We start from the raw sequence: 25,446 nt of genomic DNA on the forward strand, positions 1-25,446 counted from the left end.
TGCCGCAATCAGATCATCGTAAAGCGCTTGTAGCCGGCGCGAAATGGCGCGGAAATGGTAACAATTCAGCCGATTTCCAGGATGTGTCAGCTTTTAGGGTGGAGTTGCGGCGTATGCCGTGAGGGCGACGGCGGGATTCCAGTGAGGCCGGTGTTGCGGCCGGTGTTGACTGCTAAGCAACGGGGAGGGGTAACGGGATGATTCTCCGTCGAACCCATGAGATGGTGAGTGGTGATCTGAGTGCGGCGTTGGCGCGACAGCCCAGCTCCGAGAATACCGTGGTGAGCCTGCACACGCAGGTCGCCGATTACACGATGGATGGTGAACGCTTTGCGCTGTTGAGCGCGTGGGGCGGGCGGCAGGAAGTGACGCTGGACAACCGGCGGATCGCAGTCGACGACGACACCTGGTTGCCGATTCCCTCTGGACCGGCCGCGGTGCGCATCCGCGGGGCCGAGCCGGTGAATGTGTTGACCGTATTGTTCCGCAAGGGCATGCCGGAAGAAGTGCTCGGCACTATGCTCACTCCGGACGACCGGCTGCTCGATGAGGGTGAAGTGCAGGCGTCTGCGACGCTGCCTTTCATTCCCCACCTGCAGACGCACGACCGGGGTGTCACGCCGGTGCTGCTGTTCATTCGACGACACTGCGAGATGGGCTTGAACGATCCGCTGTGGTTCGAAGAGCAGTTCGCGTTCCTGCTGGAGCGCATGCTGGCTCGTCATCGCGACGTGCTGCAGCGGGCACGGGGCGTGCCGGTGCGTCGCGCGGCCACGCGTCGCGAGATCCTGCGCCGGGTGTCGCTGGCGACCGATTTCATTCACTCCAACTTCGACAAGCCGTTGATGCTGGGTGACATGGCTCGCGCCGCGTTCCTGTCGCGCCATCACTTCCTGCGACTGTTCAAGCACATTCACGACGTGACGCCGCACGAGTACTTGCAGCGTAAGCGCACGACGGTGGCTGGACGGTTGTTGCGTGGAAGCGAGATGGCGGTGGAAGACATCGTGAAGGTGGTCGGCTTCGACTCCCGCTCGACGTTGTTCCGCGCACTGCGACGCTTCCATGGCGTCACGCCGCGCGAATGCCGTCGCGCCGCCGACTCGCTGACCTTCATGGGTGGCATGGGGGCAGCAGCCGCGTGATTCAGACTGCTTGAAGCTCCAGCAGGCGTACCCTGCTGGAGCTTTTTCTTTTTGGGCGACGGTTATTCGATGACTTGAACGATGATCTTGCCGCGCGCGCGGCCCGTCTCGCTCAGCTCCAGTGCCTGCGCTGCTTGCGCCAGCGGAAACACCGCTTCTACTTGCATCTGCAAAGCGCCGCTATCGAACAGTTGACCGAGCTTTGTCAGTTCTTCGCCGGGCTGCTCACTGGTGGCAGTGCTCGGAGTAGGGCAACGAAGCTTTCGTTCACTGCACGCCGGCGCAGGTGGTATGCCGACGATCGTTAACAGTGTGCCGCCTTCGCGCAGTACTGCGGGCGAGCGCTGCAACGTGTCTCCTCCGACAGTGTCCAGCACTACGTCCACGTTCTTCGCGACGTCTTCAAAGCGAGTGGTGCGGTAGTCGATCACTTCATCCGCGCCGATCGATTTCAAATATTCGTGATTGCGCGCCGAGGCCGTTGCAATCACATGCGCGCCGCGCCAGTGTGCCAGTTGCACGGCCGTGCTGCCCACGCCGCCCGCGCCGCCGTGGATCAAGACGCGCTGACCTTTCTTGATGTCGCCATTGGTAATGAGTGTGCGCCATGCGGCGAGCGAAGCAGTAGGAATGCCGGCGGCTTCTCCAAACGTGAGTTTCGCCGGCTTGCGCGCAACGTTTTCTGCCGGAGCGATCACATGCTCGGCAAGCGTGCCGCCGTCCGTCACAGCCACTACGCTGTCGCCTACTTTCCAACCGGTTACACCCGAGCCGACCGCGTCGATGGTTCCCGCCACATCGCGGCCCGGGATGTAGGGCAATTTGACGCCATAGTTTCGCTGCAACTTGCCGCTACGAATCTTCCAGTCGATGGGATTGACGGCCGCGGCGTGCACCCGGATCCGGACTTCGCCGCTCGCTGGCGTGGGTGTTGCCACTTCGTCGAGCTTGAGGACTTCGGGCCCGCCGTAGCCAGTCATGAGCAGCGCTCGCATTTTCGCAGGCGGCGTATCGGCGGACGCCAGCGGCGCGAACAGCATTGCAAATAAACTAAGCACAAAGGTCAGTTGCATGATGGCGTTTGTTTCCTATAGGCGGAGGCGATCGTGGTTTCGAGCGTGTTCATATCGACGCGCTCCTCTGCGACTGCGGATCGAATCGGGTTACGCCAGCGGCTGAGACGAAACGTTAGCTCGGCGCGACGAATGCTGTCAGGCACGCCGCAATGGACGTCATAACATGCCGGTCATCTACAGGCCGATAACTCATCAAGACATTCACCCGAGGAGAGCTTCCATGTTCCGAATCGTCGTCGCAATGACTTTGTTCGCCGCCACCGCTGCCCATTCTGCCGACGCCCAATGGCCGGTCGTGATTCCGGCGCCCAATGGCGCCGTGATCCTGTCATCGGCCGTCGAGAAGGAAGGCTACGACGAATATCGATACGCGGCGGTTCGTCGCGTCGACGACACGCTTTATTTGTCAGGCGTGGTCATGGGGCCGCGTGAGAAAGAAGGCACGGATGTCGCGGCGTTCAAGGAGCAAGTGCGCCGTGGCTTCGAGCGAATCAAAGCGAATCTCGCAGCGTCGGGCGCCAGCTTTGCCGATGTGGTCATGGTCAACAGCTTCCACGTCTGGGACAGCCCCAACTTCACCGGCACGCGCGATCAGCATTGGGATGCGTTCTACGAAGTGGCGGCCGACTACATCAAAGCACCGTATCCGGCTTGGACGGCGGTGGGCACGAATGGCCTGCTGGCAAAGCGCGGCCTGGTCGAGGTGCAGATGATCGCGCGCCTGCCTGCCTCCAAAAATCAGTAAGCTCTCCGGACCGCTGCGGCGAGTGGGCGTCGGCTTGTTTTGGCCGCGCCCGACCGCATCTATACCGCTCCCCGAATCCCATGCAACATAGCGTCATTCCGCTGCCCCGAGGTGCGTATGTACTCGTTCCGCAAAAAAGCTGTCCTGCCAGACGCCGCCGACATCCTTCCCGGCCGCACCACCCCGCTGCGCGTGCCCGAAAAGCACTTCGTGAACGGCAATCGCATCGTTCCGCCGTTCCCCGCCGGCACCAAGCTCGCCCTGTTCGGTTTGGGTTGCTTCTGGGGCGCCGAGCGCAAGTTCTGGCAGGTCCCGGGCGTCTACAGCACATCCGTCGGCTACGCCGCGGGCGTCACGCCGAACCCGACCTATGAAGAGGTGTGCTCCGGCTACACCGCTCACAACGAAGTCGTCCGGGTTGTCTACGACCCGAACAAAGTCAGCTATGAAACATTGCTGAAGACCTTCTGGGAATCGCACGACCCGACCCAGGGCATGCGCCAGGGCAATGACGTCGGCACTCAGTACCGCTCCGGCATTTATGTGCACGACGCCGAACAGAAGGCGGCCGCTGAGAAAACCCTGGCTGCGTACCAGGAGCGATTGACGAAGGCGGGGCATGGGAAGATCACGACCGAGATCCTCGATGCGCCGGAGTTTTACTACGCCGAGGATTATCACCAGCAGTATCTGGCGAAGAATCCGGATGGGTACTGTGGGATTGGGGGGTGTGGGGTGAGCTTCGCGTTGCCGGAGGAAGAAGGGGCGGTGAAAGCGTAGCAGCAGGGGTTCTGCCGCCCAGGCTCGATTGTCGCGATCAGCGGAACAGGCGTAACAGATAGGCATCGATCGCAGAGGTCCGTGTCGGCAGCGCGTCCGGCTGCCACAGCCCAATCTCGTCCGCCTCTTCGTTGCGCACGAAGGCTACGTCCGGAATCAGCTCCCCGCAGAAGAGCGCGCCATACTCGGTCCGCCGCGCCGATGCGTGTCCCGGCAGATCGAGTAGCAGCAATGCACGCCAGCGTAGCGTGCTCACGCGTTGACTCGACTCTTCGCGCAACTCACGCAGCGCGCATTCGCGCGCTGATTCCCCTGGTTCGATGAGTCCACCCGGCAACTCCCAGACCCGGCGTCTGCTGTTCAGTACCAGCAAGAACCCAGCGGCATCCCGCGCGATCACCAGCGCGAAGGTCACCGGTGAGAACGCGTGCAGAGCGGTTTCATCAATATCGATGACGGACACCAGTCGCTCGTCGCGCTCGTTGACGATCGGCTGCGGGAGCGCCCACTCCAGCGAAACCGCACTCATGCCCGCCTCATTGTGTGTCGTTGTGATCCGCGCATACCCACAGCCGTGCAGTGAGGAACCGTATAGCCCTCACGCAGAGACTGTCAATCGGATGCAGGTTTCCGGTCGGTTGGTCGGCCCGAGATTTACCCAGCATCTGAGTTTAACTTCTCAGTGCCGCGAATCCTGCGGAAGAATGAAAGATCGCGCATCGTTACGGTCGGTGTCGTCGCGACTACTGCGGCCCAGGCGGCGGTAAGAACTCCTGTCAGCAAAAACGCGCCGGGGTCGCCCTTGGAAAACCAAGCAAGGACGAATGCCGCGGCGGAATGGATGGACGCAAGCGCCAAGTAACAAACGACGAGCGCAGTTCGCAGGCGGGCGGGGTTTGAGCTGGGGCGGGCCATAGCGAACCTCGAAACGAATTCGCGGGGCCGGGACAATCGGTGCTCTGCGACGACTGTGTGGCGCGACCAGCTCGGAAATCCTAGTTAGCGATCGCAAGGTGTGTCAACAAGAATCCACCGGCGTTGTACCATGACGTAACAACGGTTCGTGGTAGGCCCTGAAGGAAACAACAGGACATTTCTTCCTGAGATGCTGTTGCCGAGCGCTCGCAACGCGCCCTGATTGGTCGGCGTTGGCTCGAAAGATTTGCTGCGATCCGCGCTCGGCTGTTGATTCGAACGAATTTGGTGATCAGCGGCATCCGGCGAGGCCTTGGGATGGGTATCTTGAGCCTTGTCTGCGGTGCCCGGTCAGTTCGTGGCCGCAGACTCAATACCTCATTTTGCCGCTCTCGTTACACCGTACATGAGCAGTCCAGCTGCGTGCGAATGCGCATCTTCTGAGCCGCCCGCCGAATGAGTAGAGTCCAAAGTTCTTGCGCTTACCTCACGCACACCGCTGAGCAGCGCAGCGGCGTGTTTGTGTGCATTCCCTGCAACTGACGATGAGCGCGTCGGCGTCTGCGCTTTCGAGGTTGACGACGTTCGCACACCGCTGAGCAAAGCGGAGGCCTGCGACTGCGCATCCGGTGAGCGTGAAATTGTGGTCGTAGCGCCCGCAGGACCGCTGACTGCTGCGGTTGTCGCCAGAATCATCGAGATCATAACCAGACGTGATTTCATCGCTCGCTCTCAACTGCAAAAATCGGGAAAACGAGCGGCGCGCCAAAGAGAGCCGCCGCCGTTCGATGGAAGAGCAGGGTAGAAGGCGACTGCCTGCGCATCCAATCAATTCTTCCGTTGCGAGCGATTGCTACCTTCTATGGCGCGCGGTGCCGGTTCCAGTGCTCCAAGAACCGATGGGCAATGTGAAAGCAGTCGATCCAGGCTGCATGTGCTCAGGTTGACCTACGTTCCTCGATGAGCAAGGGACTCGATATATTCCGTTGGGAAACCCAGCTTGCTCAAGATTCCTTGAAGCCGAGTGGCATATTCCAGATTGCGCTGTCCCGCTAAAGGTTCAGTGGGCAGGTTGTAACAAAGCGCTGGAACCGCGGGGCCATCCATTACCTGCGCCAGCACTGCTTCCGCTCGATATTCTTCGAGACCAGCAGCGCTGTACAAGCGATCGAGCTCGGCGTGCGTCATGCCAATCAACATTCCGAAACAACGACCCCGGGCGTCCGGTACCAGTGTGGCCCGGCTGTCGATACGTATGCCAAAGCCTTCGACATAGGCTCGTCGAGGATTGATCGGCGAGACATGGCTTTCTGTCAGGATGCTCACGTCCATGAACAGCCCATAAAAGAAAACGTCGATCACTCGATCGGACATGGTTGGTCCTGCCGTCGGTTGCCGCTCCTGCCGAGGCGTATGCTACTCCCAAACCGAGCGCAGGCCCCACGCGAGCAGAGGTGGTATGACGCTCACGTGGCTTTCACCCTCGAAGGCGCGGAAGTGCAGCTTCAGTGAGGGGTAGGCGCGTGTTCTCAGGATCTCGGGCAGGCGTGCCGTACTGCTAAAAATGCCGAGGGTATTCTTGTCCAGCACTTCTTTCTCGCCCACTGCAAAGAATGCCACGGCGGGCAGATCGGTGTGCTGTTGGGCATAACGCTCTTCGATGCGGAATACCTCATAATCTCCTGCGGCGAGGGCGGCGCTGCCGCAGATGTAACGATTAAAGGCTTTGGGCTGACTCACCAGCGTATATGCGCAAAAGAGGCCGCCGCCCGAATGGCCGAACAACGTGTGATCGTCCGCCATGCGATATTCCCGCGTGAGTTGCTGCCGCACATCCTGCGCGATGAACGAAAGGAAACGCGGCGCTCCGCCGAATCGATCGATGGACGCCTTGCCTTCGGCCTTGCGCTTTTCCTCGCCCGCCTTTTCGCGCTCGTTATGCGCTGCGCTGCCAAAGCCGGTGTAGCCGGCTTTTTCGACGGGGCTGAAGTCGAAATTGCGTCGAGCTTGCGTTTCTTCCAATGCTTCTGGAGGAGCCCCGATGCCGACGACAATCATCTCTGGCATGTGCTTCGGTGCGCAGGCGGTGACCAGCGCGCTTGCCAGTTGGAATAGCAAACTGCCATCAGTCACCCATAGAACAGGGAAGCTCCGGTCCGTCTTGGCGTAGGAGGGCGGCAGGGCGATCTGGATTTCGTGTTCCCATGGATAATCCTTTGCTCGCAATCGCCGGCTCGGTTCGATGCTCGCCCCCGCCTCCTTCACCTGGTTCATATCGGCCGTCACCAGCCTGCCCGGCGTGGGCACGAGAAACTTGCCCGGGCCGACTGGGACTTGGTTGTTGAGCCAGGTATCGCAGTCCGGCAGCGCGGCTGCCTGCCGAAGCGGTGCAATCAGAGCAACCAGCAGCAGAGTCGTCGCAATCCTTCTCGAGTGTTTCATACGCACCTTCCGTTGCGGAATATTGCCGCCCGGAGAGAACACGGCCGAACATGAGAAGTTACATTGCAGGACGCTGCCTCTCGCCTGTATGGCGTCTGTATCGGAATGCCCTAGAATCTGAGGGCGAATCTCACGGCAAATCAAAGGGCGGGATCAGCCGATGACCCGAACTGAGAGCGGAGCCCCTCAACATCCTTTCCTTCGTGCGGCTCTCGACCTCGCGTACGCGAACGTCGAGCGCGGTGGTCGGCCTTTCGGCGCAGTCGTCGTGAAGGGCGGCGGCATCCTGGCGACCGGCGTGAACGAGGTGATTGGCACCCACGATCCCACGGCGCACGCAGAGTTGATGGCGATCCGAGCCGCCAGTCAGAAACTCGGCTCGCCGAATCTTGCGGGCTGCGCGGTTTTCGCCAGCGGCCATCCGTGCCCGATGTGCATGGCCGCCATGCGTTTGGCCGGCATCGCCGAGATCACGTATGCGTATTCGAACGAAGACGGCGCACCGTACGGCCTGTCGACGGCGGCGGTTTATGCCGACCTGGCGAAGCCTTTCGCGGAGCAATCGATGAAGATTACCTACATGCCGGTTCGTCTGGAGTCGCGCGTCGACCTCTACGAACTTTGGAAGAGCAAAGCTTAGGCTCTGACCGGCCGGCGCCGACTGGCCCGGCCGAACCCTTTTGAATTCCCGCCGCGGTTTGATATGTTCGCCGCCCCCTTTCAGCGGCGAAAGGGCGCTGCTCGCAATGTCGCGGGCGAACGTGGAGTGAATGGTGACCCCGAGCGAGCAGATCGAGCACATCTATCGACAAGTCGAACGACGTAATCCCGGCGAAGCAGAATTCCATCAGGCTGTTCGCGAGGTTCTGGAGTGTCTGGGCCCGGTGCTCGCCAAACACCCTGAGTACGCCGATCAGAAGATCATCGAACGCATCTGCGAGCCCGAGCGGCAGCTGATTTTTCGAGTGCCCTGGCAGGACGATCGCGGCGTCGTGCAGATCGCGCGAGGCTTTCGCGTCGGATTCAACAGCGCGCTGGGCCCATACAAAGGCGGATTGCGCTTTCATCCTTCGGTGTATCTGGGAATCATCAAATTCCTGGGCTTCGAGCAGATCTTCAAGAATGCGCTCACGGGGCTGCCGATCGGCGGCGCCAAGGGCGGCTCGGATTTCGATCCGAAGGGACGATCCGACAGCGAGATCATGCGCTTCTGCCAGAGCTTCATGACCACGCTGTGTCATTACCTCGGCGAGTACACCGACGTGCCGGCTGGAGATATCGGCGTGGGCGCGCGCGAGATCGGCTATTTGTTCGGCCAATACAAGCGCATGACCAATCGCTACGAGTCAGGCGTGCTGACCGGCAAGAGCCCGGAGTGGGGCGGCGCGCTGGTGCGTCGTGAGGCGACTGGCTATGGCACGGTCTACTTTGTAGAAGAGATGCTCAAGTCGCGCGGCGATTCCATCGAAGGCAAGCGCTGTACGGTCTCCGGCTCGGGCAACGTCGCCATTTACGCGATCGAGAAGTTGCAGCAGCTCGGGGCGAAGGTCATCGCCTGCTCAGACTCGAACGGCATCATTCACGACCCACGTGGCATCGATGTGGCATTGTTGAAGCAGTTGAAAGAAGTCGAGCGCCGCCGCATCAGTGAGTACACCGCGCACCGAGATGCCGAGTACGTTCAGGGCGGCGTCATTTGGGATATTCCGTGCGACGTGGCGCTGCCTTGCGCGACTCAGAACGAGCTCGATGAAACAGCGGCGAGAACGTTGCTCCGCAACGGCTGCGTCGCCGTCGGCGAAGGCGCCAACATGCCAACCACACCGGGCGGCGTGCGGACGTTCATCGGCGCCGGCATCGCTTATGGTCCCGGCAAGGCGGCCAACGCGGGCGGCGTGGCGACCTCGGCGCTGGAGATGCAGCAGAACGCGAGCCGCGATGCGTGGACGTTCGAGCACACCGAGCGCCGCTTGCACGAGATCATGAAACACATCCACCAGGATTGCTTCGAAACCGCCAAGGAGTTCGGCAGCCCCGGCAACTATCTGATCGGTGCAAACATCGTCGGCTTCCGGCGCGTGGCTCAGGCCATGCTGGCGTTCGGCATTATTTGATGTTTCAAAGCTAGAGGTCCTTCGGTTGAAGGACCTCTGTTTTTCCGGCCGCCAGGTTCTGATTCACCTGCCATTCAAGTATGCTCGCCGGCAACTTGGGCCAGCGGGAGGAAGGGAGTCATGAGTGGCGTGCCTGCGCTCAGGGTATTGCTTCGTACGCTCTTGATTCCACTCGGTTGTCTGGCAGCGGCGACGGCGTCTGCGGACGATGCCACTTCGCCCTGGTCGTTCGGCACACAACTGGGCTGGGCGCAAGGCAAGGGCAATTCCGCGCCGCTTTCGAGTGACCTGAGCACCTTCAGCCTCGATACGTCCGCCACCTTCGGTGAGAAGAGCCGCATCGGCTGGCGCGTGTTCACCGGCTATCGTTTTACCGATTACCTGGCCGTTCACGTCGGCTACACCGATCTAGGCAAAGTTGAATCGAAGCTCGCCGAAGCAGTCCTCGACAGTTTCCAGATTCCCGAGAGCGGCAGTCAGCAAACGATCCGCGGCGTCGATGTCGGAGTGCAGTTGAAAGTCCCGCTGGGCGAGCGCTTCGCAATGGAGTTGCGCGGCGGCAAGTATTACTGGGACGCGCACACTCAAACGACGAACTCGTGGGGTGAAGATTTTCGTTCCTCCCGTCGCGACTCCGATGCGTTCTTCGGCGCCGGCATGGAGCTCGCTCTGTTCGAGGAATTCAGCGCAACGCTGGGCTGGACGCGTTACGACGTCGGCGGCGCCCCCGTTCACCTGTGGACCATCGGCACGTTGTATCGCTTCAGCGTGTACTGAACTGGCGAGTCCTAGATTCTCGCCGCGGCTACTCCCACTGCACCCCAGGTCGTGCGCCAGCGGCGCTTGATGCTCGTGAGGCTCACGAGTGCCAGCAGCGCGAGCGACGCGAAGGCGAGAAAGCCAGTCTGATAACTGCCGGTGAGCTGCTTCGAAAGCCCGAGGCTCGAGGCGAGAAAGAATCCCCCGACGCCGCCAGTCATGCCGACCAGGCCGGTCATGATGCCGATCTCGTGACGAAACCGCTGCGGCACCAGCTGAAACACCGAGCCATTGCCCATGCCGAACGCCAGCATGGCGGCGACGAACAGGAACAGCGCGGTGTACACGCTGCGGGGGCCGAAGCTCACGACGATCAGCATCAGCGCCGCCACTGAATACATGATGGAGAGCGTCTTGATGCCGCCGATGCGATCGGCGAGCGCGCCGCCGATCGGGCGCACCATGGAGCCGACGAAAACGCAGCCGGCCGTGAAGAACCCCGCCTTGACCGCATCGAGCCCATACTCGGTGTTGAAATAAATCGACAGCGAGGAGGCGAGCCCGACGAAGCCGCCGAACGTCACGGCATAAAAGAACATGAACCACCACGCATCGCTCATTCGCAGCGTTGCAAGGTACTCTGCCCATTGCTTCGGCGGCGGTGTCGTCGGGCTGTCCTTCGCAGCAAAGAAATAAACCGCGAACGCCACGGCCAGCGGAATGACCGCGAGGCCGAGCACATTGTTCCATCCCAGTAGCGCCGCCAGGCCCGGTGCAAACAGCGAAGCGAATACAGTCCCCGAGTTGCCAGCGCCCGCGATGCCCAAGGCGATGCCTTGGTACTGTGGCGGATACCAGCGCGACGCGAGCGGCAACGCGACGGCGAAAGAGGCGCCTGCAACGCCGAGAATCACACCGAGCGCGAGCGTGCCCGAATAACTTTCGATTCCCACCAGCCAGGCGATGCTCAGGCCCGCAATGACGATCAGCTGTCCGATGATGCCCGCTCGCCGCGGGCGCAAACGATCGACGAGAATGCCGAACACTACGCGCAGCAGTGCGCCCGCGAGCACCGGCAGCGCTACCATGAAACCTTTCTGTGCAGCGTTCAGGCCGATGTCTGCCGACATTTGGACGGCGAGTGCTCCGAAAAGCACCCAGACCATGAAGCTCATGTCAAAGTAGAAGAAGGCCGCCAGCAGCGTGGGAAAGTGTCCCGCCTTGAAGAAATCCCGACTGATCAAAATGCCCCCTGAACAGACACGCATCTCGTCTTCAAATGAAGCAACACCCGATGTGCAAGTCTCGGGCCTGGAGCAGTCCTCAGGCGCGGCGGCGCTGGGGCCGACTTCCGAGCGGAAAGCTGCACCATATGTGGGCCTGCATATCGGCGTCGGCAGTTACACGCACCAAGGCGGCCGATCGGAGAACGAAGATTTCGCGGCGTGTTATGTGGGGCAGCGGCCGAGGCAGCCGGGGATCGGCGCCATCGCCGCGCTCGCGGATGGTATGGGCGGGGCCAAAGGTGGGCGGACCGCGGCCGAACTTGCAGTCCGTGGTTTTATAGAAGGATGTCTCGAGCAACCGATCACAGTGGGTGTTCCACGAATAAGCGCGAGAGCCGCAGATGCCGTAAATCGTTGGATCTACTCCATGGGCAGGTCCGACCCGGAGCTCAACGGCATGGCCTGTACGTTGAGTGCACTGGTTCTGTGCGGGCGCCGCGCTCATTTGCTTCATCTTGGGGACTCGCGTGTCTATCGATTGCGTGACAACGAGCTCTCACTGCTCACCACCGATCACACATTGGGCGCGCCCGGCACGTCGAGCGTCTTGACGCGCGCGATGGGTGTGGAAGGCAGGTTGTGCGCGGATCACGCGATCGAGACGCTGCAAGTCCACGATCGCTATCTCATCTGTAGTGACGGTGTGCACGGTGGATTGTCGCGATCGGAAATTCTGGCCGCCCTCGCGAGACGCTCGGCGCCCCAAGAAACAGCGATACAAATTGTCGAGCAGGCGGTGAGTCGTCCCGCGGCAGATAACGCAACCGCTCTGGTGCTCGATGTGCTCGCGTTACCGGAAACGCAATTTGCGGATCTCGAGATCGCCAACGCGGCGTGGCCGTTGAGAAGCGCGCCCAGCACCGGCGAAGTGATCGACGATTACGAGCTCGGCGACATGCTGGCCGACGGCATGTACATGCGAGTGTATCGGGCGACAGATCGACGCGCGCGGCGCAACGTGATTCTCAAGTTTCCCAAGCCTCGGCCCGGTCTCGAAGACTTGCTGCGCTCGGCGCTGTTACGAGAAATGTGGATCGCGAGTCACGTCAGGAGCCCGTTCGTCACGGAGATGCTCGATCCCACGGACGAGCGTCGAACTTGTTTGTATGGCGTTCTGCCGTACTACGAGGGAGAAACATTGGAGCGTCGGCTGCTGCGCCGTCCGCAGGTGCCGCTTTCGACGGGCCTGGACGTTTCCCTCAAGCTCACCAAGGCGCTGGCGTCGCTGCACCGGGCCGGCATCGTGCATCGGGACGTGAAGCCCGAGAACGTGATCCTGGAAGCGAACGGCGGCTTGAAGCTCATCGACCTCGGCGTGGCGAGACTGCGCCAGTTCGAAGAGCCCGAGTCGTTCGAGGCGCCGGGCACGCGCAGTTACATGGCGCCCGAGCTGTTTTCAGGAGCGCAGGCCGAGGAGAGCTCCGATATCTTTGCGCTGGGAGTCACGATCTATCGCATGTTTTCCGGTGGCGCCTATCCCTACGGAGAAGTCGAAGCGTTCGCGCAGCCCAGGTTCGGCCGGCCAGCGCCGCTCAGCAAACATCGGCCGGATCTGCCTGCCTGGCTCGATCACTGTCTGGCGCGCGCCGTCGCTGTGGATCGTCGCGATCGTTATGCGGACGCCGTGGAGTTTGCTTTCGAGCTGGAACACGGCTCGATGCGGGCGGCGCCACAGTCGCTTGCCCGGCCATCGCTCTATGAAAGCAATCCGGTGCGATTCTGGCAGGTCGTCAGCTTGATTTTGCTCATCGCGCTGCTGGTCGCGCTGGCGTGACGGCGCTCGCGGCTATTTCGGCGCCTGCCATGTAGTCACCGAGCGCGCAGTCGAAGCTTCAGGTCGAGATATGCCGCGTCGATGAGACTCTGCAACGCCGTCTTGTTGCACGGATGATCGGCTCGCAGTTTCACATGGCGCATGTTCTTTCCGCTGCCTTCCAACAGGCCAGCTGGATCTTCCAAATGTGCGCCGTAGAACAAGCCCACGTTGGTGTGGTCTTTGAAAACATTCACATATGCGAACGGAGCATCGTCCACGCAGGCAGTGGGGCAGCCGTCGTGCATGAGCTCCAGAACGTCTTCGCCACACGCGCGCATGCTCTTGAACCAGGTGCGCGCCAAGGCGGTTCGCTCATCGGTTCTGTTGAGCCATTCTTCGATGGCCGGATCGCGCTTCGATCCGCCCGAGAATCGCAACACTGTGTCCACGAAGATGCCCTCCCCCGGAAGTGTCGAGTGTATGCGCCGGGCGCCTGGCCGTCAGGGCCTTTCCCTCCCGGCCGGCTTGTGTCAGCCTCTGCGGATAAGAACTAACTGCAGAATCTCACCGTTCGATGCCCAGTGCCGATACCGAATCCGTTGCCAATCGCCGGCCGTTGAGCTCGCGCTCGACCGGTTGGGCGCGTTTTCTCACTGCGGCGCTGCTTCGGGCTGGCATCTCACCCAACGCAATCTCAGTAATCAGCGTCGTGTTCGCGGCGGCCGGTGTCGGGCTGTTATATCGGTGGCCGAATGCCGGCGGTCTGTTGGCGTTCGCGCTGTGCATTCAGCTGCGCCTGTTGTGCAATCTGCTCGACGGCATGGTGGCCATCGAAGGCAAGCGGCAGTCGCCGACCGGTGCGTTGTTCAATGAAGTGCCGGATCGTCTGGCGGACTCGCTGTTCATTGTCGCGTTGGGTTACGCCATAGACGCGCCGGTGTTGGGATGGTTTGGCGCGCTGGCCGCGGCGATTACTGCATATATTCGAGTCTTGGGCGGATCGTTGGGACTGCCACAGGATTTTCGGGGACCGATGGCAAAACCGCATCGAATGGCGGTACTCACCGTCGCCTGCGTCCTCGGCGCACTGGAATGGTGGATGTGGCAAACGCAATGGGCACTGTCGGTCGCGGCATGGATCGTCGCGGTGGGATCGGTCATCACCTGTATCACGCGACTGGCTGCCATCGCGCGGCAGCTTCGAGCGCGGTAGTCACGCATGCGTCCGTCGAGTTTTCTGCTAACAGGCGTTGCGAAATTGCTGGTGGGCGCCTTCCCTCGCTGGATGGGCTGCGCCCCCGAGGCCACGCAGCGAATCTATTTTGCCAATCACACCAGTCATATCGATACCGTTGCCATCTGGGCCGCGTTGCCGATCCGGCTGCGGAACATCACCCATCCGGTCGCCGCGAAAGATTACTGGGGCGGTGGCGTGCGTCGATACATCGCAACCAAGATGCTGCGAGCGGTGCTGATCGACCGCTCTCGTTCCGATCCGAATGCGAATCCGCTGGCGCCGCTGATCGAGATGCTGCAGCTCGGCGAGTCGCTGATCATCTTTCCGGAAGGAACGCGCGGCGCGTCGGCTGTGCCGGGACCGTTCAAGAGCGGGCTTTATCACCTGGCCACGCAGTTTCCGAGCGCACAGCTCGTGCCGGTCTATCTGGAGAATCTGCACCGCTCGTTGCCGAAGGGCGCCATCCTGCCCATTCCAATGACGTGCACGGTGCGTTTCGGCGCGCCAATGGCGCTCTCCGCCGACGAAACAAAGGAAGCCTTCCTGGAGCGTGCGCGGGGCGAGGTCGTCAGGCTCGCCGGCAACGTCAAGGCGTGACACGATGGCTCTGCAAGAGAAGATGATCTGGGTATTCGGCGGCGTCATCGTGCTGCTGACGATTGCTTCGCTGGCCGGTGCGATTCTCGGCAAGGGCGCACACTCGGAGAGCGGTCGGGCGACCGTCGAGAACCTGAAGGCGCGTGTGAACGCCTGGTGGGTGATGATTGCGGTGCTCGCCGTCACGTTCGCGCTGGGCGAGACGGTAACACTAGTCGTGTTCGCGTTCGTTTCATTCTTCGCCTTGCGAGAGTTCATCACGCTGACGCCGACCCGTCCCAGCGATTACCTGCCGCTGTTGCTGGCGTTCTTCGTGATCTTGCCGGGCCAGTACCTGTTGATCGCGCACCAGAACTACGGCACGTTCGCCATCTTCATCCCGGTGTACGGCTTCCTGTTGCTGCCTGCTGTGGCAACGTTCGCGGGTGACACGCACGAGTTCCTCGAGCGCTCTGCCAAGCTGCAGTGGGCCACGATGATCACGGTCTACTGCATCAGCTATGCCCCGGCATTGTTGTTATTGAAGATTCCGGGTTACGAAGGCTCGAGCGCGCTACTGCTGCTCTACCTGTTGCTGATCGTGCAGCTCAGCGATGTTCTGCAGTATGTGTTCGGCAAGCTGTTCGGTCGAACCAAGCTCGCACCCGTCGTGAGCCCGTCAAAGACGGTGGAAGGGCTGGTGGGTGGCGGGGTGACCACGACGCTGATCGGCGGCTTGCTTCACTGGATCACGCCGTTCACCTTCTGGCAGGCGACGGCGATTTCGTTCGTCATCGTCGCCGCCGGCGTGCTGGGCGGCTTGACGCTCTCGGCCATGAAGCGCGGCCTCGGCGCCAAGGACTGGGGCGTGATGATCGAAGGTCACGGCGGCATGCTCGACCGGATGGACTCGGTAAGCTTCGCGGCGCCGGTGTTCTTTCACGTCGTGCGCTTCTTCTTCACTTGACCCGGTACAACTGCTCTCGATACAGCCATGACGGCATCAGCACGTTCGCCAGTGCGTTCCGCGCCATCTCCGAGTTCTGCGTCGTCGCGGGATCGAGCGATTTGGCGCGTCGATCGTAGGTGAAGTATCGAACGTCGCCGCCGGGCGTCAGCACCGTGACCTGGTTGTCCTGCATCCAGGCGAAGTTCTGATCGAATTGCATCATGGCGCGAGGCGCCGGGAGCGGCGGCTGATTGCCGAACTCCGCGAGCGTCCGGGTGAGATCGCGGCCCGGAAAGGGATGCTCGCTATCGATGCCCATGAGCGACAACAGCGTCGGTGCGAGATCGATCTGGCTGACGGTGGAGGCGATACGGCGCGGCTGCGTGTCGGCGCCGAGGATCACGCCGGGGATGTGAAATTTATTGACCGGCACCAGTTCGTCGCCATAAACGCGCGTGTCGTGGTCCGCCACGACCATCACCAGTGTGTCCGCCCAATAGTTGCTGGCGCGCGCCTTTTTCAGGAATCCACCGAGCGCATGGTCGGCATATTTGACGGCGTTGTGCACCGTCTGCTTGGGCTGCTCGTACAGTTCGATGCGCCCATCCGGAAATTCGAACGGCGTGTGATTGCTCGAGGAGAAGACCAGCAGGAAATAAGGCTGCCGCGACTCGTGCAACGCCTGCAGGCGTTCGTGCGCTTTGTCGAACAGGTCTTCATCGGATGCGCCCCAGCTGCCGACGAATTTGGGCGCGACCATATCGTTGCGATCGACGATGTCGTGAAAGCCGTTGCCGAGAAAGAAGCCGCGCATGTTGTCGAAGTGCGATTCGCCGCCATAGACGAATTCACTACGATAACCGGCCCGGCGCAGCACCGACGCCAGCGTCTCGAAACCGCGCTGTGATTTGTCGAGTTTGACGACGCTGAGTGCGGGCGTCGGCGGGAAACCCGCCACTATGGCTTCGATGCCTCGCACGGAGCGGGTGCCGGTTGCATACAGCTGGTCGAACCAGATGCCTTGATTCGCCAGGCCATTGAGATGAGGTGTGATCGGTACGCCGCCGAGCTCTTCCACGAATCCTGCGCCCAGACTTTCCTCGAGCACGATGACCAGATTGAGCGGCCGTTCACGGCGTACGCTGGCGGTCTGCTTGTGCAGCGTCGGGAATTGGTCGGAGATGAAGCTGCCCGGGCCCGCGGCCATGCCATGGCGTACGCGCGAGATGATTTCCTGCGCCGGCATGTCGCCGTAGATCTCGCTCGTAGCTTCGTTCTTCAAGCCGTAGACCGCCGACAGCACCGAGTACGCCGAGTTGGCGACCAGGCTGTTGACCATGGCGTCGTCACAAAAAGCGAAGGTCGCGAGATTGGCCGGCCGGTGCTGAAAGCTGGAGCGGATCATCACGAACAGCACGATTACTACGATGGGCCACACCAGGAGCACCGTGCGTGCACGCCAGGGATCGACGCTGTCGCGGTATTTGTTGAAGTGACGAACGGTCAGCCAGCCTGCTGCGGTCAGGCCAAGCGCGACCAGCGCCAGCGTGCCTTTGTAGCCGGTCCACAGCATGGCGGAGACTTCGCGCGGATAAACCAGATATTCGACGAACAGCCGATTCGGGCGGCTGTCGTATTCATACAGAAATTGCGGGGTCGCGAATTCCAGCAACAGGATCGCGATCAGGCTGACGCTCAGCCAGACGCTGGACAGGCGGGACCACCAGCTCAGCCGGTTCGCTGCCACAAACAACGGCAGCAGCACCACGGCGGGCGCGGCGAACAGGCCTAACGTGATCAGATCGCTGCGCAGTCCCTGCAGCAGCATGCTCCACAGCGAATCGGTCACATCGACGCGGTCCCATTGCCAGCCGATGAGTACGGCTCTGGACAACGCCAGCGCCGCCGAGCCGATCAGAATGAAGCCGAGCACGCACGAATACGGTCCGAGTCGTCGAATCGGCCACTGCAGGGAGCGCAGATTGGCGATCGCCAGCGCGACTCGCGGCTGGACGAGAGTATTCATCGTTCTAAATCCACCCCGACGCGTTGGCCACGCGTTGTGTGCAATCCCGAAGTTACTGGTCCGCGATCTGTCGTCGCTTCGTCAAACACCATACTCAATTAGCGGTAGCAATTGATGCTCCGTGTCACAAAATCAGGGAAACACTCAAAAGTGGTTGGGCCCGCAAAAGAAAGGCATGCTTTTCCCATGAACCGCGACAGATGGCACCGTTTGATGGCGGCATTCGCGTTGCCGGAAACCAACGAGTCGTTCGATCGGCTGCTAGATGCTTATTCGCAGAAGCATCGGCAATACCACACGGGCGCGCACATCGAGCATTGCCTGCACGAGTTCGATGCCGCGTCGGAGCTGGCGCACGAGCCGGCGGAGGTGGAGTTCGCGCTCTGGCTTCATGACGCCGTCTACGATCCGTACTCCTCGAACAACGAAGCTAAGAGTGCCGACTGGGCCTGCGACCTGCTGCATCGGGGCGGCGTTAGCAGTGAGCGAGTGGAGCGCGTTCGAGCTCACATCATGGCCACGCGCCACGAGGCTCCGGCCGAACTCGATGATTCCAAGCTCGTCGTCGACATCGATCTATCGATCCTCGGCGTGGATGAAGCTGCTTACGCCAGGTTCGAGACCGATGTTCGTCAGGAGTATCGCTGGGTGCCTGGTCCCTTGTTCCGGAGCAAGCGCGCTGAAATCCTCGAGTCGTTTCTGGCGCGTCCAACCATCTACAGCACGACCGCGTTTCGAGATCGCTACGAAGTCCAAGCCCGCCGCAATCTCGCGGCCGCGATCGCGGCCCTGCGCGGCGACTGATCAAAGGAGCCGCTATAACATAACTTCAGATGGCGCTTCTGGCACGACCTCAAGGGTGTGTTAATCTTTCACGGTGTGCTTGGGGACGGAAGCGAGTTGTGAGAAACGGATACTTGTTGCTGCTGTTTGCTTTCCTGGCAGCTTGCGGAGGCGGTGGCGGCAAGAAACGCCCTTCCGACGCAGACGCTGACGGCGTGGCGGATGCTCAGGATTGTGCAGTCAATGACGCCAGCCGGTGGCAGAACCTCAGCTATCAATCAGTGGACGGCGATGCGGACGGACATCGCGCGAATTCCAGTGGTCAGCTTTGCGCTGGCACCGCCCTTCCTTCATCTCATTCCGCGTCGGCTGTCGCGTCTGGCGATGTCGATTGCAATGACAACAACGCCGCACTGTGGCGCATCCTGCCGTTCGTCTCCCGTGATACGGACGCCGATGGTTTCAGCGTCGCGGACAGCGGCGACATTTGTTCGGGCGAGGCTTTGCCGCCGGGCTATGGCACAACTGCGCCTGAGGCCACAGCGGCGGACTGCGATGACTCGTCCGCTACGACCTGGCGGATCCTGTCGTTCCTCTCCCGAGATGCGGACGCCGATGGTTTCAGCATCGCGGCCAGCGGCGACATCTGTTCGGGCGAGGCATTGCCGTCGGGCTACGGCGCAACTGCGCCTCGGACCGCAGCGGCGGATTGCGATGACTCGTCCGCTACGACCTGGCGAGTGACGATGACTTACGGCGATGCCGACGGCGACGGTGTCGGGGCAGGTGCGGGTACCGTGACATGCATCGGCGCCAATGCGCCGGCGGCCAGATCGTTGCTTGGATACGATCCGGTTGACGATCCCAGCGACCCCAACGCCACCAGCGTATCCAACTACGAGCTGCCAGTGTGGCAGCTCACGACTCCCTAAGATTCAACCTGCAATTCATGGAGAAAGTGTCATGACGCGATCATTGTTCGCGCTCGCCCTGCTTGCCGTTACATCATCGGCCGCAGCCGTGCCCGTCAATTATATCTTCGACAGCATCAGCAGAATCGAGCTGGGGCCATCGCGGATCTATCTAAGCGGCATCATCAAGGGCGAAACGACGAAGACAGACTTGAATTGGGCCAATGCAGCCAACGACAGTGGCAGGTCCGTGAATCGGTGCGTGCCGATTTTTTTGACCATGCTCGAGAAGCCCGGCCGATATGTGCTCCATCTCCAGTTCGATCCCGAGCCATTCAACCCGGGCACGCTCAACTGCGGCCTCGAGCTCAAAGATTGAACATTCCCACAGGGTCAGCCGCATTCGGGCTGACCCTGCGGACCAATACCTAAGCTGCCCTCTGATATTCGATCGCAGCTCGAGCATCTGAAGACCGCGGCGCAAGCCGAATCTGCATGTCAGTGAGCACGATCCGGTGCATCGCTGAAATAACGTGGTTGATAAAGAAGCGCGGAATAAACCGCGCTGCCCCGCGCAGCTCGTAGCGCGTCAGCATGTGTACGGAACACGTCCCGCCCTCGTGCGGCTCGATTTCGATCGTGCCGCCCTTCAGCAGAATGCGGGTGGCATAGCGGATCGATTGTTCGATGATGTCGAAATCGATGCGCTGCCCGGCAGCGATGTGACGGATCTGCTTCGTGAGATAGCCGCCGTCGCTGTACATGCAGCGAGAGACGTCGCCAACAGCTCGATAGGCGCCGCTGGTTCGCTGCGGCACCGGCAACACGGTGCGTAGAAGCAGCGACGGTTGAATCGCGATGTGCTCGTAGAAACAAACCTTGTCCCAGGCGCGCTGGGCGCTGCAGGACAGATCGCCGGAAGTGCAGACGAAGTGCGAATGGTTGCTCATGATTCCAGGTTCCTGTGACAAGAGTTATGGGTGAGTGGAGGCAGCAGTCGGCACCACGGCGCTGAACAGCGCCATGCAGCCGATCAGTTCGACGTTGCAATCGATGAAGCGCGCCGACAGCGCAGCGTGCAGGTCGCTCGAGCGATCGTTGGTGTTATCTATGACCCGCAGACGATTCAGCAGCGGGTGGACGAGACGACGGCTGATGCGCTGGGACACGCCGTCATAAACCAAGGTGTAGCCGAAGACCTTGCTCCCCGCCCGGGTGAGCGGCCGGATGTTGTCGAACACGCGGCTCTTGAACGGCAGGTCGCCTGCGAGGCAATGGATGATGCCGCCGAGCGCGACCGAATCGAACGGGCCGCCGGGAAGGCCGGTCATCGGGTCCAGCACATCTCGAAGGTAGGTGCTCGGGCGATAGCGCGACAGTCGACGGGCAGTGTGCGCCAGGCAGTTCGGTTGCAGATCGATCAGCGCGAGTCTCGGGTTGGGAGACTCGAATCCGCAGCGGTCCAGAAAGAAACCGGTGCCGACCCCGATGTCCGCATGATTGAACGTAACGTGCCGGCGATAGTGCTCGACCAGGACCTCGGGATCGCAGCCCCAGACCCGCGGGGCGACCAGGTTCACGATCAACGGGTCGTACACGTGCAAGCCAAGCTTCGTGTAGGCCTTGATCGAATGCCGGGGCAGAGAAAGGGTAGCCAGCATGGCTCGGGTGCGAATGGCGTGGCGACGTGACCACGACTCAAGCATCGACCGCTAGGGCAGGTGCCGGCTTCCGCGATGATCAGTGCGGATCAAAAAAATGCCGGTGGCTTGCGCATCAACGATTTAGCGACTTCCAGAAAGATCATGGAGGAGTCTGGGAGCGCCGATAGTCGCCCGGCGACTGTCCGGTGGCCTCCTTGAACGCCGCGTAGAACGCCGACTGCGAGCGGAATCCCGTGTCCATGCTGATCGACAGGATGGAGCGACTCGGCGCGGAAATAAGTAAAGTCTTCGCTGCGTTCACGCGGCACTCCCGAACATATCGGGAGAACCCGATGCCGAGCCGCGTGTTGATGAGCTCCGAGAGCTGATGGCCCGACAGCCCGACGGCCTCGGCGAGGGACGCCAGGCTCAGGCTCTCGTTCTGATACGCCTTGCCGTCGGTCATGAGCTGGTTGAGCTTTGCCAGGGATGCATCGACATCGACCTCGCGCAGGGTCGAAGCGCCATATTTCACGCGGGCGGCTTCGGTCAGGTCGCCGATCAGATTGGGATTGCCGACCAGCGCGACGAGCATGATGGCCACGCCGAGGGCGACGGCGTTGTTGTAGAAATAATAGAAGTAGTCGTGATCGATGTACGGAATCGCAAAGCCGAGCCCCAGCACGATGACGGCCAGCACCGACATCACGGTGAAGTAGAGGAATTCGAAGCGGAACTGCTTGCGCTGATCGCGCAGCCCGTAGACCAGATTGCCCAGCCACAGCGAGTAGCCGGCGCCGAGCGTGAACAGGATCGGAAGGGCAATCTTCAGCGGCAGCAGGAACAGCGCCGGGATCGGCAGGAAGTGCAGCAGTTGCAAGGGGCGCAACGTCTCGGTGGGCAGAATGGCCCAGCGGCCGAACGAGTAGAACGCCGGCGGCGCCATGAACAACGCCAGCCTGTAATAGAAGTGCGCCAGCGGCTGTCCGCCCCCCGTGAAGTACACGAGGTGCCCGACCTGAATCGTGGCGAGCGCAGCGACCAGCGCCGTGCACGAGGCGATGGAATAGATCGACTTGCCGGGCACGTCGATGAGCGCGACATAGGCAAGCAGCAGCAATACCGCGCTGATGGCCGCGAAGCCGGCGATCGCAATGTTGCAGAGGTCGAAAAGCGAAAGATCATTCATCAGGCAAGAGTGTAACTTGCCTCACCAGACCTCACATCGCCGATGCTTTGGCCGAGCACCAGCTGGCCGTTGTGACGAATGCCCGGCTCGATGAAGTAGCCGTCGAACTGTTTCACGACACAGGCCGTGCGTACCCCAAACATTGCGTCGGTTGCTTGCGCCGTTATGCGGGGCGGCCGGTGATCGGCGGCTTGCTGACTTCCTCTTCTTCGAAGATGGTCTTGTACACAACGCCTGCGAGCGCCGCGCCGACGATGGGCATCACCCAGAACAGCCACAGCTGGCTGAGCGCCCAGTCACCCACGAACAGCGCGGGGCCGGTGCTGCGCGCCGGGTTCACCGAAGTGTTGGTGACGGGAATGCTGATGAGATGGATGAGGGTCAAGGCCAGGCCGATGGCGATGCCGGCGAAACCGACCGGCGCGCGCTTGTGAGTCGCACCGAGAATGACGATCAGGAACATGAAGGTCATCACGACTTCGCTGACCGCACCCGCCATCATGGAATATCCCCCGGGCGAGTGTTCGCCATAGCCGTTGCTGGCGAAACCTCCGGCGAGAGTAAAGTCCGGTGAGCCGCTGGCGATCACATACAACACGCCGGCGCCGGCGATCCCGCCCACGACCTGCGCCACGATGTATGAAACAAGCTGGTTCGCCGGGAACCGGCCGCCGGCCCAGAGCCCGACGGTCACTGCAGGATTGAAATGGCCGCCCGAGATCGGGCCGAGCGAATAGGCGCCGGTGAGGACGGTCAGGCCGAAGGCGAGCGAGACGCCGGCCAGTCCGATCCCCAGGTCCGGAAAGGCGGCGGCCAGGACGGCGCTGCCGCAACCGCCGAGCACCAGCCAGAAAGTGCCGACGAACTCAGCCGTGAGCTTGGCAAACATACGAGGTCACTCCTGATTGTTAGTTATTAGCGCCTGGCCAAGGAACATCAGTCTAAGGGGCTGACAGCTTCGCGACGATCTCGCGAATTTCAGCGGGCGTATGTTCGCCCGCCAGCGGTGTTCCTGGCATGAGGTACTTACCCATATCCAGCCCGCCGATCAGCACGGGCTCATAGCCGACATCCCGGATCAGTTGCTTGGCGAGGGCGATGGCTTGCTCCTCATCGCCGGCCATGGGCATACCGACCTTGCCGGGCGATTCGATAGCAGTGGCCATGCGAGCGGCGCCGATGGCGTTGAACGCGCGAACCAGGCGGGCGCCCGGCAGCAATTCGGCAGAGGTGAGTCCGGCGCCTTGCTCGCGAGCTCGATTCGCAATCTCGCCGTCCCGGGCAGGGAAGGGATTGCAGGCGTCGATCACGATTCTGCCCTGGAGTGCGCTACCGAGACTCTTGCCCAGTTCCGGCAGGGCGCCATAGGGAACTGCGAACAATACAGCGTGGCCGAATGCCAGGGCTTCGGCCGGCGAGCCAGCGCGGGCTTTTGCCCCCAGACGGGACGCGAGTTGTTGGTCGTGATCGAGATTGCGCGATGAGAACATCACCTCGTGGCCACTCTTGATCCAGCTGCCGCCGAGGGCGCTGCCGACCTTGCCCGAGCCGATGACGCCGATGCGTTTGTTCGTTACGACGGCTGCAGACAGGGCTCCGGATCCAACCAAGGCGGCAGCAGCCGCGAGCTTCAACAACCGCCGTCGGTTGGCGTCGAAACCGGCAAGGTTCATGGCGGGCTCCTACCTCAGCGAGCAAAGATTTCGCGAATCGATTTTTCACCCTGAGCCGTCACGTGCAGAGCCCGTGAGTGGGGCAGCCGTTTTGCCCAACGTAGCTCCATCAACCGGGCGGCCAGTGCAGCGCCGAGCGCACCGGCCAGATGGTGGCGTCGTTCGCTCCAGTCCACGCAGGCCCGGCACAAGGGACGGCGCGTCTGCGGCATGAGTGCGGGGGACAAGCCGAGCCTGCTCAGGAGCGACCAACCCGAATCGTTCACGGTCAGGCCGTCATTTGCGTGGACGAAGCTGCCGTGTCGTTTCAGTCCCTCATATATATAGACGCCGAGCTCGCCCGCCAGATGGTCGTAACACAGGCGCGCCTTGCGAAGAGCCGGGTCTCGCGGACCGAATGTCTGCTGCGGTGTGGTGAGTTGCGCCAGTCCCATCATTCCTTCCAGCAACTCCGCGACATCGGCGTTCGCGATACGGAAGTAACGGTGGCGGCCCTGGCTCTCGGCGGCGATGAGCCGGGCCTGCTGCAAGCGGGATAAATGTGAGCTCATGGTCGAGCGAGTGACGCCGACTGCGTCGGCGAGCTCGGTGGCGGTCAGCGCGCGACCGTCCATGAGCGCACCGAGAACCTGTGCCCGTCCGCGCTCGCCGATGACAGCGGCGACCCGTGCAATGTTGGGTCCTTCGTACATGGTTCGATCCCGATCGAAGCGTCCGCGACGCTGGAGCACTATCGTAGCGCCGTCACGGTAGAAGGCTAGAGCACCATGATCACCTGCTTTATTCGCTACGAAATCGACCCGTTCCAACGCGCCGCCTTCCGCGAGTACGCGGAGAACTGGGGGCGCATCATCCCTCGCTGCGGCGGCAATCTGCTGGGGTACTTCCTGCCGCACGAGGGTACGAATTACGTTGCCTGGGGCTTGATCGGCTTCGACAGCCTGGCCTCGTATCAATCCTATCGAGCACGATTGAAAGCCGATGCGGAAGGCCGCGCCAACTTCGAGTTCGCGCAACAGCGCCGTTTCATTCTGCGTGAGGAGCGAACATTTCTGGAGCGCGTCGATCAATGATCGCAGTGATCTTCGAAGTCGCGCCGGCTCCCGGGCAGATGAACGCGTATCTCGATACCGCCGCCAAGCTGCGCCCGCTGCTCGAAGGGATTGACGGCTTCATTTCCATCGAGCGATTTCAAAGCCTCAGCGACTCTGGTCGCATCTTGTCGCTGTCTTTCTGGCGCGATGAAGCAGCGATCCGTCAGTGGCGCAACATGCCGCCTCACCGCACCGCTCAATCTGCCGGCCGCGAAGCGATCTTTGCCGACTACCGGTTGCGTGTCGCGGCGGTTGTGCGTGACTACGGTATGAACGATCGGGATGAAGCGCCGGAAGATTCGCGCGGCAGCAGCGCGCTTCGATCCGCTCCTGTTTGAATCTATATA

Annotated in this window: 29 protein-coding genes; 15 read left to right on the top strand and 14 right to left on the bottom strand. The window is 61.5% G+C overall.

What is annotated here, in order from left to right; genetic code table 11:
- Positions 1-197: 197 nt before the first annotated feature.
- Positions 198-1,145 carry a helix-turn-helix domain-containing protein gene (locus EK373_RS09055; protein ID WP_129642352.1) on the top strand — a complete coding sequence of 316 codons (948 nt, stop codon included), beginning with the start codon at positions 198-200 and terminating at the stop codon, positions 1,143-1,145.
- Between the two features lie 62 nt (positions 1,146-1,207).
- Here EK373_RS09055 and EK373_RS09060 read toward each other — a convergent pair whose 3' ends face one another.
- A complete protein-coding gene (locus EK373_RS09060) occupies positions 1,208-2,218 on the bottom strand; it encodes an NADP-dependent oxidoreductase (RefSeq protein ID WP_129642353.1) in 1,011 nt (336 codons plus the stop codon).
- A 223-nt stretch (positions 2,219-2,441) separates the two neighbouring features.
- Between EK373_RS09060 and EK373_RS09065 the strand changes: the two genes are divergently transcribed.
- Together EK373_RS09065 and msrA are read left to right on the top strand one after the other, a co-directional pair.
- Positions 2,442-2,966, top strand: coding sequence for a Rid family hydrolase (locus EK373_RS09065; protein ID WP_198683171.1), 525 nt, complete (start codon positions 2,442-2,444; stop codon positions 2,964-2,966).
- Between the two features lie 117 nt (positions 2,967-3,083).
- The gene (gene msrA, locus EK373_RS09070; protein ID WP_129642354.1) at positions 3,084-3,746 is read left to right on the top strand and encodes a peptide-methionine (S)-S-oxide reductase MsrA; all 663 of its coding nucleotides are present in this window, start codon (positions 3,084-3,086) and stop codon (positions 3,744-3,746) included.
- Positions 3,747-3,783: 37 nt separating this feature from the next.
- Here the strand turns inward: msrA and EK373_RS09075 are convergent, their stop codons facing one another.
- The 3 genes from EK373_RS09075 to EK373_RS09085 form a co-directional block, all read right to left on the bottom strand.
- On the bottom strand, positions 3,784-4,275 hold the full coding sequence (locus EK373_RS09075) for an NUDIX domain-containing protein (protein ID WP_129642355.1): 492 nt from the start codon (positions 4,273-4,275) through the stop codon (positions 3,784-3,786).
- Between the two features lie 1,334 nt (positions 4,276-5,609).
- The gene (locus EK373_RS09080; protein WP_129642356.1) at positions 5,610-6,035 is read right to left on the bottom strand and encodes a gamma-glutamylcyclotransferase family protein; all 426 of its coding nucleotides are present in this window, start codon (positions 6,033-6,035) and stop codon (positions 5,610-5,612) included.
- 42 nt (positions 6,036-6,077) lie between these two features.
- Positions 6,078-6,968: an alpha/beta hydrolase gene (locus tag EK373_RS09085; protein ID WP_198683172.1), complete on the bottom strand. Its 891-nt coding sequence runs from the start codon at positions 6,966-6,968 to the stop codon at positions 6,078-6,080.
- A gap of 295 nt (positions 6,969-7,263) precedes the next feature.
- On the opposite strand from EK373_RS09085, the gene EK373_RS09090 reads away from it, so the two are divergent.
- The 3 genes from EK373_RS09090 (at position 7,264) to EK373_RS09100 (ending at position 9,994) form a co-directional block, all read left to right on the top strand.
- Positions 7,264-7,743, top strand: a complete 480-nt coding sequence (locus EK373_RS09090; protein WP_129642358.1) for a nucleoside deaminase — start codon at positions 7,264-7,266, stop codon at positions 7,741-7,743.
- 130 nt (positions 7,744-7,873) lie between these two features.
- Complete coding sequence (gene gdhA, locus EK373_RS09095; RefSeq protein WP_129642359.1) at positions 7,874-9,217, top strand: NADP-specific glutamate dehydrogenase; 1,344 nt, start codon at positions 7,874-7,876, stop codon at positions 9,215-9,217.
- Positions 9,218-9,337: 120 nt separating this feature from the next.
- The gene (locus EK373_RS09100; protein ID WP_129642360.1) at positions 9,338-9,994 is read left to right on the top strand and encodes an outer membrane beta-barrel protein; all 657 of its coding nucleotides are present in this window, start codon (positions 9,338-9,340) and stop codon (positions 9,992-9,994) included.
- An 11-nt stretch (positions 9,995-10,005) separates the two neighbouring features.
- On the opposite strand, the gene EK373_RS09105 is transcribed toward EK373_RS09100, so the two are convergent.
- Positions 10,006-11,220, bottom strand: a complete 1,215-nt coding sequence (locus EK373_RS09105) for a nitrate/nitrite transporter (RefSeq protein ID WP_129643508.1) — start codon at positions 11,218-11,220, stop codon at positions 10,006-10,008.
- A 130-nt stretch (positions 11,221-11,350) separates the two neighbouring features.
- Here EK373_RS09105 and EK373_RS09110 point away from each other — a divergent pair, with 130 nt between their 5' ends.
- Positions 11,351-13,036 (top strand): bifunctional protein-serine/threonine kinase/phosphatase, encoded by a 1,686-nt coding sequence (locus EK373_RS09110; protein ID WP_198683174.1) that lies wholly within the window; start codon positions 11,351-11,353, stop codon positions 13,034-13,036.
- A gap of 35 nt (positions 13,037-13,071) precedes the next feature.
- On the opposite strand, the gene EK373_RS09115 is transcribed toward EK373_RS09110, so the two are convergent.
- Complete coding sequence (locus EK373_RS09115; protein WP_129642362.1) at positions 13,072-13,467, bottom strand: DUF1801 domain-containing protein; 396 nt, start codon at positions 13,465-13,467, stop codon at positions 13,072-13,074.
- A 125-nt stretch (positions 13,468-13,592) separates the two neighbouring features.
- Between EK373_RS09115 and EK373_RS09120 the strand changes: the two genes are divergently transcribed.
- Genes EK373_RS09120 through EK373_RS09130 form a run of 3 tightly spaced genes read left to right on the top strand, consistent with a single transcriptional unit; the run spans position 13,593 to position 15,798 of the window.
- Positions 13,593-14,231: a CDP-alcohol phosphatidyltransferase family protein gene (locus EK373_RS09120; RefSeq protein WP_129642363.1), complete on the top strand. Its 639-nt coding sequence runs from the start codon at positions 13,593-13,595 to the stop codon at positions 14,229-14,231.
- A gap of 6 nt (positions 14,232-14,237) precedes the next feature.
- Positions 14,238-14,852 carry a lysophospholipid acyltransferase family protein gene (locus tag EK373_RS09125; protein ID WP_129642364.1) on the top strand — a complete coding sequence of 205 codons (615 nt, stop codon included), beginning with the start codon at positions 14,238-14,240 and terminating at the stop codon, positions 14,850-14,852.
- Between the two features lie 4 nt (positions 14,853-14,856).
- A complete protein-coding gene (locus EK373_RS09130) occupies positions 14,857-15,798 on the top strand; it encodes a phosphatidate cytidylyltransferase (RefSeq protein WP_129642365.1) in 942 nt (313 codons plus the stop codon).
- Here the strand turns inward: EK373_RS09130 and EK373_RS09135 are convergent.
- Positions 15,791-17,806, bottom strand: coding sequence for an LTA synthase family protein (locus tag EK373_RS09135; RefSeq protein ID WP_129642366.1), 2,016 nt, complete (start codon positions 17,804-17,806; stop codon positions 15,791-15,793). The two genes, EK373_RS09130 and EK373_RS09135, sit on opposite strands and share 8 nt — an antisense overlap.
- A 186-nt stretch (positions 17,807-17,992) precedes the next feature.
- On the opposite strand from EK373_RS09135, the gene EK373_RS09140 reads away from it, so the two are divergent.
- From EK373_RS09140 to EK373_RS09150, 3 genes are all read left to right on the top strand, one after another.
- A complete protein-coding gene (locus EK373_RS09140; RefSeq protein ID WP_129642367.1) occupies positions 17,993-18,610 on the top strand; it encodes an HD domain-containing protein in 618 nt (205 codons plus the stop codon).
- A gap of 98 nt (positions 18,611-18,708) precedes the next feature.
- Entirely contained in the window at positions 18,709-19,521 is an 813-nt protein-coding gene (locus EK373_RS09145; RefSeq protein WP_129642368.1) for a hypothetical protein, read from the top strand.
- 31 nt (positions 19,522-19,552) lie between these two features.
- Positions 19,553-19,879 carry a hypothetical protein gene (locus EK373_RS09150; protein WP_129642369.1) on the top strand — a complete coding sequence of 109 codons (327 nt, stop codon included), beginning with the start codon at positions 19,553-19,555 and terminating at the stop codon, positions 19,877-19,879.
- 49 nt (positions 19,880-19,928) lie between these two features.
- On the opposite strand, the gene EK373_RS09155 is transcribed toward EK373_RS09150, so the two are convergent.
- The 7 genes from EK373_RS09155 to EK373_RS09180 all read right to left on the bottom strand — a co-directional run bounded on the left by EK373_RS09155 (position 19,929) and on the right by EK373_RS09180 (position 24,697).
- Positions 19,929-20,450: a hypothetical protein gene (locus EK373_RS09155; protein ID WP_129642370.1), complete on the bottom strand. Its 522-nt coding sequence runs from the start codon at positions 20,448-20,450 to the stop codon at positions 19,929-19,931.
- 24 nt (positions 20,451-20,474) lie between these two features.
- A complete protein-coding gene (locus EK373_RS09160; RefSeq protein ID WP_129642371.1) occupies positions 20,475-21,161 on the bottom strand; it encodes a class I SAM-dependent methyltransferase in 687 nt (228 codons plus the stop codon).
- 142 nt (positions 21,162-21,303) lie between these two features.
- Positions 21,304-22,332 (bottom strand): AraC family transcriptional regulator, encoded by a 1,029-nt coding sequence (locus tag EK373_RS09165; RefSeq protein ID WP_129642372.1) that lies wholly within the window; start codon positions 22,330-22,332, stop codon positions 21,304-21,306.
- Positions 22,332-22,475, bottom strand: a complete 144-nt coding sequence (locus EK373_RS33015; RefSeq protein WP_157994288.1) for a hypothetical protein — start codon at positions 22,473-22,475, stop codon at positions 22,332-22,334. The genes EK373_RS09165 and EK373_RS33015 overlap by 1 nt, the downstream gene beginning before the upstream one ends.
- Before the next feature lie 20 nt (positions 22,476-22,495).
- Complete coding sequence (gene aqpZ, locus EK373_RS09170) at positions 22,496-23,221, bottom strand: aquaporin Z (RefSeq protein WP_129642373.1); 726 nt, start codon at positions 23,219-23,221, stop codon at positions 22,496-22,498.
- 52 nt (positions 23,222-23,273) lie between these two features.
- On the bottom strand, positions 23,274-24,005 hold the full coding sequence (locus tag EK373_RS09175) for an NADPH-dependent F420 reductase (RefSeq protein ID WP_129642374.1): 732 nt from the start codon (positions 24,003-24,005) through the stop codon (positions 23,274-23,276).
- Between the two features lie 14 nt (positions 24,006-24,019).
- Positions 24,020-24,697 (bottom strand): ArsR/SmtB family transcription factor, encoded by a 678-nt coding sequence (locus EK373_RS09180; RefSeq protein WP_129642375.1) that lies wholly within the window; start codon positions 24,695-24,697, stop codon positions 24,020-24,022.
- Positions 24,698-24,772: 75 nt separating this feature from the next.
- Between EK373_RS09180 and EK373_RS09185 the strand changes: the two genes are divergently transcribed.
- Entirely contained in the window at positions 24,773-25,078 is a 306-nt protein-coding gene (locus EK373_RS09185; protein ID WP_129642376.1) for an NIPSNAP family protein, read from the top strand.
- On the top strand, positions 25,075-25,437 hold the full coding sequence (locus EK373_RS09190; RefSeq protein ID WP_129642377.1) for an antibiotic biosynthesis monooxygenase family protein: 363 nt from the start codon (positions 25,075-25,077) through the stop codon (positions 25,435-25,437). Before EK373_RS09185 ends, EK373_RS09190 begins: the two co-directional genes overlap by 4 nt.
- Positions 25,438-25,446 lie beyond the last annotated feature (9 nt).

It is taken from the genome of Peristeroidobacter agariperforans, assembly GCF_004138335.1.
GTDB classification, from domain to species: Bacteria; Pseudomonadota; Gammaproteobacteria; order Steroidobacterales; family Steroidobacteraceae; genus Steroidobacter; species Steroidobacter agariperforans.

Coding starts and splice junctions, on each gene's coding strand:
- EK373_RS09055 (WP_129642352.1), top strand. CDS start 198: ATGATTCTCCGTCGAACCCATGAGATGGTGAGTGGTGATCTGAGTGCG.
- EK373_RS09060 (WP_129642353.1), bottom strand. CDS start 2,218: ATGCAACTGACCTTTGTGCTTAGTTTATTTGCAATGCTGTTCGCGCCG.
- EK373_RS09065 (WP_198683171.1), top strand. CDS start 2,442: ATGTTCCGAATCGTCGTCGCAATGACTTTGTTCGCCGCCACCGCTGCC.
- msrA (WP_129642354.1), top strand. CDS start 3,084: ATGTACTCGTTCCGCAAAAAAGCTGTCCTGCCAGACGCCGCCGACATC.
- EK373_RS09075 (WP_129642355.1), bottom strand. CDS start 4,275: ATGAGTGCGGTTTCGCTGGAGTGGGCGCTCCCGCAGCCGATCGTCAAC.
- EK373_RS09080 (WP_129642356.1), bottom strand. CDS start 6,035: ATGTCCGATCGAGTGATCGACGTTTTCTTTTATGGGCTGTTCATGGAC.
- EK373_RS09090 (WP_129642358.1), top strand. CDS start 7,264: ATGACCCGAACTGAGAGCGGAGCCCCTCAACATCCTTTCCTTCGTGCG.
- gdhA (WP_129642359.1), top strand. CDS start 7,874: ATGGTGACCCCGAGCGAGCAGATCGAGCACATCTATCGACAAGTCGAA.
- EK373_RS09100 (WP_129642360.1), top strand. CDS start 9,338: ATGAGTGGCGTGCCTGCGCTCAGGGTATTGCTTCGTACGCTCTTGATT.
- EK373_RS09120 (WP_129642363.1), top strand. CDS start 13,593: ATGCCCAGTGCCGATACCGAATCCGTTGCCAATCGCCGGCCGTTGAGC.
- EK373_RS09125 (WP_129642364.1), top strand. CDS start 14,238: ATGCGTCCGTCGAGTTTTCTGCTAACAGGCGTTGCGAAATTGCTGGTG.
- EK373_RS09130 (WP_129642365.1), top strand. CDS start 14,857: ATGGCTCTGCAAGAGAAGATGATCTGGGTATTCGGCGGCGTCATCGTG.
- EK373_RS09135 (WP_129642366.1), bottom strand. CDS start 17,806: ATGAATACTCTCGTCCAGCCGCGAGTCGCGCTGGCGATCGCCAATCTG.
- EK373_RS09140 (WP_129642367.1), top strand. CDS start 17,993: ATGAACCGCGACAGATGGCACCGTTTGATGGCGGCATTCGCGTTGCCG.
- EK373_RS09150 (WP_129642369.1), top strand. CDS start 19,553: ATGACGCGATCATTGTTCGCGCTCGCCCTGCTTGCCGTTACATCATCG.
- EK373_RS09155 (WP_129642370.1), bottom strand. CDS start 20,450: ATGAGCAACCATTCGCACTTCGTCTGCACTTCCGGCGATCTGTCCTGC.
- EK373_RS09160 (WP_129642371.1), bottom strand. CDS start 21,161: ATGCTGGCTACCCTTTCTCTGCCCCGGCATTCGATCAAGGCCTACACG.
- EK373_RS09165 (WP_129642372.1), bottom strand. CDS start 22,332: ATGAATGATCTTTCGCTTTTCGACCTCTGCAACATTGCGATCGCCGGC.
- EK373_RS33015 (WP_157994288.1), bottom strand. CDS start 22,475: ATGTTTGGGGTACGCACGGCCTGTGTCGTGAAACAGTTCGACGGCTAC.
- aqpZ (WP_129642373.1), bottom strand. CDS start 23,221: ATGTTTGCCAAGCTCACGGCTGAGTTCGTCGGCACTTTCTGGCTGGTG.
- EK373_RS09175 (WP_129642374.1), bottom strand. CDS start 24,005: ATGAACCTTGCCGGTTTCGACGCCAACCGACGGCGGTTGTTGAAGCTC.
- EK373_RS09180 (WP_129642375.1), bottom strand. CDS start 24,697: ATGTACGAAGGACCCAACATTGCACGGGTCGCCGCTGTCATCGGCGAG.
- EK373_RS09185 (WP_129642376.1), top strand. CDS start 24,773: ATGATCACCTGCTTTATTCGCTACGAAATCGACCCGTTCCAACGCGCC.
- EK373_RS09190 (WP_129642377.1), top strand. CDS start 25,075: ATGATCGCAGTGATCTTCGAAGTCGCGCCGGCTCCCGGGCAGATGAAC.